7 protein-coding genes are annotated in these 7,440 nt (G+C 36.1%); all 7 read right to left on the bottom strand.

Annotated features, from left to right (window positions below; translation table 11 throughout):
* Positions 1–204: 204 nt before the first annotated feature.
* The 7 genes from Q0543_RS13100 to Q0543_RS13070 all read right to left on the bottom strand — a co-directional run bounded on the left by Q0543_RS13100 (position 205) and on the right by Q0543_RS13070 (position 7,212).
* Complete coding sequence (locus tag Q0543_RS13100) at positions 205–723, bottom strand: IS630 family transposase (RefSeq protein ID WP_299253862.1); 519 nt, start codon at positions 721–723, stop codon at positions 205–207.
* A 29-nt stretch (positions 724–752) separates the two neighbouring features.
* Positions 753–1,079 (bottom strand): hypothetical protein, encoded by a 327-nt coding sequence (locus Q0543_RS13095; RefSeq protein WP_299253859.1) that lies wholly within the window; start codon positions 1,077–1,079, stop codon positions 753–755.
* Between the two features lie 9 nt (positions 1,080–1,088).
* A complete protein-coding gene (locus Q0543_RS13090; protein ID WP_299253862.1) occupies positions 1,089–1,607 on the bottom strand; it encodes an IS630 family transposase in 519 nt (172 codons plus the stop codon).
* Positions 1,608–1,636: 29 nt separating this feature from the next.
* Positions 1,637–2,155: a hypothetical protein gene (locus tag Q0543_RS13085; protein ID WP_299253856.1), complete on the bottom strand. Its 519-nt coding sequence runs from the start codon at positions 2,153–2,155 to the stop codon at positions 1,637–1,639.
* Between the two features lie 214 nt (positions 2,156–2,369).
* Positions 2,370–5,426, bottom strand: coding sequence for a translation initiation factor IF-2 (gene infB / locus Q0543_RS13080; RefSeq protein WP_299253853.1), 3,057 nt, complete (start codon positions 5,424–5,426; stop codon positions 2,370–2,372).
* Between the two features lie 28 nt (positions 5,427–5,454).
* Positions 5,455–6,711, bottom strand: a complete 1,257-nt coding sequence (gene nusA / locus Q0543_RS13075; protein WP_299253850.1) for a transcription termination factor NusA — start codon at positions 6,709–6,711, stop codon at positions 5,455–5,457.
* Entirely contained in the window at positions 6,712–7,212 is a 501-nt protein-coding gene (locus Q0543_RS13070) for a ribosome maturation factor RimP (protein ID WP_299253847.1), read from the bottom strand.
* Between the last annotated feature and the right edge of the window lie 228 nt (positions 7,213–7,440).

Raw genomic sequence — 7,440 nt, 5'->3', positions numbered from 1 at the left:
CCACTTCCTCTTACCGCGTATTTTAAAGCCCCCATTCTCTGAGGGAAGACCTTTACGTGCGCTACCCGACAGATACTTTGTAAGCATCATTAAAACGGCTAAAACAACAATTATATATAAGGCGGTCATTGGATTTATTCAAATTATTTATTCAAGATACTAAAAAATAAGATGTAGGCAATTTGTTTATACCAATTATAAATATTACATAGTCCAAATTCCATCAGCAAATATATATTTGAAAGCGCATGTGCTTTTAATCATTTGGTCAGTTAACATATTGGTTTCGTTTGTAATAAATTCACTTACCTCATCTAAGGTTGTATGCAGCTTATTAGAGAATTGTCTTTTATATCTAGCCCAAATATTTTCAGCTGGATTTAATTCTGGACTATATGGGGGTAAGAAGATTAGGCTTATATTTTGAGGAATAACTAATGTTTTTGCTTTATGAAAAGCTCCATTATCTAAAACAATAATTTTGAACTCCTTAGGATTTTGCTCTGCGAATTCGTTAAGAAATAATTGAAAATTAGCGGCATCACAATTTGGCATTTCTAATAAGAACCGATCTCCATTGATTGGAGAAAAAGCTCCAAATAAATATATTGATTTAAAAACTTGATGGAATGGGCAAATGGGTTTTATACCTTTTGCCGTTAATGCCTTCCCGTTTCTAGTAAATAATCCAAATCTACTTTCATCTTGAAAATATAGGTTTATACTAGTGTATTGAATATCTGAGAGTAGGGCTATTTCTTGACATTTTTTCCCGAAGTTTTTTTAAAAGTCGCTATAGCTGATTCGTCCTTTTTAACATGGCTTTTTCTGGCTACTTTAATTTTAGTTCCGAAATGACGTTCTGTATATTTTAACAATGTTATGTATTTGATCTCTTTTGAAAAATTTACTGTTACCCAAGCTAACAATTCTATATACCCTCGAATACTATTTTTAGGGTCATTTAATTTCTTTTCAATTTTTAAATGTTCTTGTTTGGTAAATACGCTCTTTTTAAAACCCCCAACTCTACCATGAGTCAACAAGGGGGCAATACCGTGGCTATTATATAATACCAATTATAAATATTACATAGTCCAAATTCCATCAGCAAATATATATTTGAAAGCGCATGTGCTTTTAATCATTTGGTCAGTTAACATATTGGTTTCGTTTGTAATAAATTCACTTACCTCATCTAAGGTTGTATGCAGCTTATTAGAGAATTGTCTTTTATATCTAGCCCAAATATTTTCAGCTGGATTTAATTCTGGACTATATGGGGGTAAGAAGATTAGGCTTATATTTTGAGGAATAACTAATGTTTTTGCTTTATGAAAAGCTCCATTATCTAAAACAATAATTTTGAACTCCTTAGGATTTTGCTCTGCGAATTCGTTAAGAAATAATTGAAAATTAGCGGCATCACAATTTGGCATTTCTAATAAGAACCGATCTCCATTGATTGGAGAAAAAGCTCCAAATAAATATATTGATTTAAAAACTTGATGGAATGGGCAAATGGGTTTTATACCTTTTGCCGTTAATGCCTTCCCGTTTCTAGTAAATAATCCAAATCTACTTTCATCTTGAAAATATAGGTTTATACTAGTGTATTGAATATCTGAGAGTAGGGCTATTTCTTGACATTTTTTCCCGAAGTTTTTTTAAAAGTCGCTATAGCTGATTCGTCCTTTTTAACATGGCTTTTTCTGGCTACTTTAATTTTAGTTCCGAAATGACGTTCTGTATATTTTAACAATGTTATGTATTTGATCTCTTTTGAAAAATTTACTGTTACCCAAGCTAACAATTCTATATACCCTCGAATACTATTTTTAGGGTCATTTAATTTCTTTTCAATTTTTAAATGTTCTTGTTTGGTAAATACGCTCTTTTTAAAACCCCCAACTCTACCATGAGTCAACAAGGGGGCAATACCGTGGCTATTATATAATTTACGCCATTTTACAATACTATTATGATTGATCCCAGTAATTAAGGATAAGTCTCTTTTGGAAATACCTGTAGACTCGTGTCTCTTTATCTCAATCAACATTAATAGTCGTTTAGCAATTAACTCACCATGCTTACGCTGAAGAATACGAAGTTCAGAAATACTTTCTTTGATATGGATTTCAAGTGGTTTAGCCATTGTATATTTATTATATAGTCCAATTATAAACAAAATAAAACAATAATTAAAATATTGGACTATATATTATTTATAATTGGTATTAATCATTCTCCATCACATAAATCAGCTTAATCAGTGGTTCAGACAATGGAGGCAAAGACCAATAGAGAGCAAAAAAAGAGAGTCACACAATTTGCATGACTCTCTTTCAATATGTTAATCTATGTGTGAATTATAGCGTACGCTTCACTTCTTTTTCTTCGAATGCTTCAATCTGATCACCTACTTGAATATCGTTATAACCTTTTAAGCTAATACCACATTCGTAGTTTGTTTTCACTTCAGAAACATCGTCTTTGAAACGTTTCAATGCACTTACAGAACCTGTGTACATAACAATACCGTCACGTATCAAACGAACTCTGTGGTTACGTTTAAGGAAACCTTCTGTTACATAAGAACCAGCTACTGTACCAACCTTCGTGATTTTGAACACATCACGAACATCAACAGTACCATGGATAACTTCAACCAATTTAGGTTCAAGCATACCTTCCATTGCATCTTTTACTTCGTTGATTGCATCGTAGATAATAGAGTACAAACGAATTTCAATTTGTTCTTGCTCTGCTAATTTACGTGCACTACTAGATGGACGTACTTGGAAGGCAACAATAATTGCATCGGATGCAGAAGCTAATAAGATATCAGATTCAGAAATTTGGCCCACACCTTTGTGAAGGATACGGATTTGAATTTCCTCGGTAGATAATTTTAATAATGAATCAGACAAGGCTTCTACTGAACCATCCACATCGGCTTTAACGATGATGTTCAATTCTTTGAAGTTACCAATTGCCAAACGACGACCAATTTCATCCAATGTAATGTGTTTCTTAGTACGGATACTTTGTTCACGTAATAATTGTTCACGTCTAGAAGAAATTTCTCTCGCTTCACGTTCCGTTTCCATAATCTGGAACTTGTCACCCGCTTGTGGTGCACCGTTCAGACCTAATACCTGTAATGGCATGGAAGGACCCGCTTCTTTTAATTTTTTACCTGTATGGTCAACCATTGCTTTTACACGACCGAAGTGTGCACCTGCTAAAATGATATCTCCAACACGTAGTGTTCCAGATTCAACCAATACGTTGGTTACATAACCTCTACCTTTATCAAGCGACGCTTCAATAACAGCACCAACGGCACGTTTATCAGGATTTGCTTTTAATTCAAGCATTTCTGCTTCAAGCAATACTTTATCAAGCAATTCACTAATACCCGTTCCTGCTTTTGCAGAAATTAATTGGCATTGGTATTTACCACCCCAATCTTCAACTAAGATGTTTTCTTTCGAAAGTTCTTCTTTGATTTTATCCGGATTCGCGTGCGGTTTATCAACTTTATTGATTGCAATAATAATTGGAACACCTGCAACACGTGCGTGATTGATTGCTTCTTTTGTTTGAGGCATTACCGAGTCATCGGCAGCTACCACAATAATTACAATATCTGTTATTTTTGCACCACGTGCACGCATCGCCGTAAAGGCTTCGTGACCTGGTGTATCTAAGAACGTAATCGGTTTGCCAGAATCGGTAACTACATTGTACGCACCAATGTGCTGTGTAATACCACCGGCTTCGCCTGCTACAACTTTTGATTTACGAATATAATCGAGTAGAGATGTTTTACCGTGATCGACGTGACCCATTATGGTTACAATCGGCGCACGATCAATTAAAGATTCTGGAGCATCTTTGATTTCATTTGCATCGTCATCTTCTTCCCCAGTAGTTTGGAAGTTCACTTCATATCCAAATTCATCGGCAATAATTGTAATTGCTTCTGCATCCAAACGTTGGTTGATGGATACAAACATACCCATAGCCATACATTTAGAGATAACGTCGTTAACGCTAACATCCATTAATGAAGCTAAATCACTTGCTGAAATAAATTCAGCAACTTTTAATGCTCTAGCATCTTCTTGTTCGCTCATCAAACGTTCTTCTTCGGCATCGGCCATTGCAGAACGCTTATCTTTACGATATTTAGCTCTATTAACTGGTCCAGATCTAGAACCGCCACCACCAGACAATTTTGCCATGGTTGCTTTGATTTTATCCTGAATTTGTTTTCCAGTTACTTCACCTTTTTCATTTGCTTTTGTAAGAGTAGGTCTTGGTCCACCTCCGCCCGCTGGGCGATTTGGTCCTCCACCTGCTGGTCTAGGTCCGCCTGGATGAGCACCTGCTGGTCTAGGACCACCTGGATGAGCACCTGCCGGTCTAGGGCCGTTTGGATTTCCACCTGCTGGTCTTGGACCGCCTGGATGGGCACCTGCTGGTCTAGGGCCGCTGTTAGGGCCGTCGTTTAAGCGTTTACGCTTACGTTTATTTTTATTTTTATCTACAACTTCATCCGAAGATGCAACGCGTGTAGGTTCTTTCTTTTTCTCTGGAAGTTGAATTTTTCCCAATACCGTTAAGCCTTGTAGTTTGTCTGCTTTCGCTTCCACAACTGCAATAGGCTCTACTGGAGTAGGTACTTTTGGTTCAACTTTGACTGGAACAACTGCAGCAGGTTTTTCTACAACAGGAGCTTTTGGTTTTCCACCGTCTTTCGAAATTGGTTTTTCAAAAGCTTTCTTAGGAGCTTCTCCTTCTTTAGGTCCTTTAGGCTTTTCAGCTTTAGGGGCTTCTACTTTAACAGGAGGTTTACCAGCGGGTTGTCCTTTTTCTGAACTTTTATGAACAGGCTTCTTTGTATCCTTATCTGTTATAGATAAATCAATTTTACCTAATACCTTTAATCCTTGAAGCGTAACATTTGATTTGTTGTCTTCAGAAGTTTTAGGCTCTTCAGGTGTTATTGTAGATACCGGAATTGGATCCTCTTTTGGAGCAGGAGTAGCTTCTACAGGAGTTGTAGCTACTGGTTTTTCTGGAGCAGGTATAGGAGTTTCTAGCGGAGGAGCTACTGTGTTCGCTATCCGTATTACTTCTTCTTCCTCATGCTCTGGTGCAGCTTGCACTTGATCGGCATTGATCACAACATCACCCATGTGTTTTTTGCCAATAGTAAGGCTCTCTGCCTCTTTTTTTACTTGCACAGATGCTTCATATTCTTTGGAAAGAATAGAAAACATGTCCTCCGTAATTTTGGCATTTGGGTTGTTGTCAATCTCGTAGCCCTTAGCAGAAAGGTGATCGATGATCGTCGATGTTCCGACATTCAACTTCCTTGCCACTTGGCTAAGCCGCATCATTTTTTCTTCAGCCATTTATTAATTTTTTGTTCAAATAGTTATTTTATTCAAATTCTTGTCTCAGAATTTGAAGTACATCGTCAACAGTTTCTTCTTCTAGTTCTGTACGACGTACTAAATCATCTTTGCTAAGAGCTAATACACTCTTTGCGGTATCTAGACCTATGCGTTTTAATTCTGCTAAGATCCAATCTTCAATTTCGTCAACAAATTCTGTTAAATCAACATCTTCGTTGTCTTCATTGCCTGTTAATTCTCTAAATACGTCAATTTCTAAACCAACTAATTTACTAGCAAGTTTGATGTTTTGGCCACCTTTACCAATAGCAAGAGATACTTGATCTGGTTTTAAAAACACAGATGCACGTCCTTGATCGGCTTCAACTTTAAGGCTGCTGATTTTTGCAGGACTTAAAGCACGCGCAATAAATAAATCGATATTGTCTGTATAATTAATTACATCAATATTTTCATTTTCCAATTCACGTACAATGCTGTGAATACGAGAACCTTTCATACCTACGCAAGCACCTACTGGATCAATACGATCGTCGTAAGATTCAACAGCTACTTTAGCACGTTCGCCTGGTTCACGAACAATGTTGCGAATAGAAATTAACCCATCATAAACCTCTGGAACTTCTAGTTCGAATAAACGCTCTAAGAATTTTGGAGAAGTTCTGGAAAGAATAATTTTTGGATTTCCGTTATGCATTTCAACACGGTGCACAATAGCACGCACGCTGTCGCCTTTACGGAAACGGTCTTTCGGAATTTGTTCGTATTTAGGCAATGCTAATTCATTACCATCTGCATCAATCAATAAAACCTCTTTGCTTAATACTTGATATATTTCGCCATTGATAATTTCACCAACTAAATCTTTATACTTTTGGAAAAGGTTGTCTTTTTCAAGGTCCTTAACTTTTTGAATAAGCGTTTGACGAGCAGTTTGAACCATTCTTCTACCGAAGTCATCTAACTTTACTTCAGTTGCAACTTCTTCACCCTCTTCGAAATCTTTTTCGATTAAATGTGCGTCTGTTAAAGATATATGCTTATTCGGATCATAATCAAAACTGTCTTCAGCAAAATCATCTGAAACAATTTCTCTCATCCACCATATTTCAAGATCACCTTTATCTACGTTAATAATAACGTTGAAATTGTCATCTGTTCCGTATTTTTTACGAATCATGGTACGAAAAACATCTTCCACGATTTTCATCATGGTAGGGCGGTCTATGCTTTTAAACTTAGCAAATTCCGCGAACGATTCTATTAAAGTTGAAGTATCCATTTATTTAAACGATACAATTAGGTTACACTTTTTTATTTCAGCGAAACGCAATTTTCTTGGTTCAATAACCAAATCCGTTGGCGTTTCTTTTTTACTCTTTTTTATTTTTTCAGGAACAGGCTCAACAACAACACCTTCTTCACTAACTTGTGTCAATACAGCTTCAAACTGAGAGCCATCTGTTAATAGAAAGTTTAATTTGTTTCCGATCCTTCTTTTGTATTGTCTGGTAACTAGTAAGGGTCTATCCATACCAGGCGATGAAACCTCTAATACGTAAGGTGCATCTCCAAACAAAACATTTTCTTCAATTAAATTTCCTAATGCTCTACTAAATTCGCCGCATTCATCAATTAAAATGCCACTGTCTTTATCAAGGGTAACTAGGATTTTTCTTCTTGATGCCGTTCCTCCAAACACTATATCTACTAAAAAAAGATCACCTCTTTCTAGTAATAAATTTGATACGTATGTGTTTATTTCCTCTTCTTGTTTTGTCATATATAAGATTTGATACAGAAACAAAAGAGGGGACTCAGTCCCCTCTTTTCAGTATTCAATTCGTTCTACAGTGCAATATTAACCATTTTGTATGTGGATTCCAAAATTACTTAAAAATATATGTGTGAAAGAGTTAAGCGAAGAGCATTTTAATTCGATTTGCATCCACAATGAATATTTTAAATGTAGGCACCATTTCCATGTATCAATCCTTATATTTGTTATCCA

The organism is uncultured Cytophaga sp. (assembly GCF_937863595.1).
GTDB lineage: Bacteria > Bacteroidota > Bacteroidia > Cytophagales > Cytophagaceae > Cytophaga.
The sequence above is the reverse complement of the archived record's forward strand: the minus strand, read 5'-3'. Positions and strand labels throughout refer to the sequence as shown.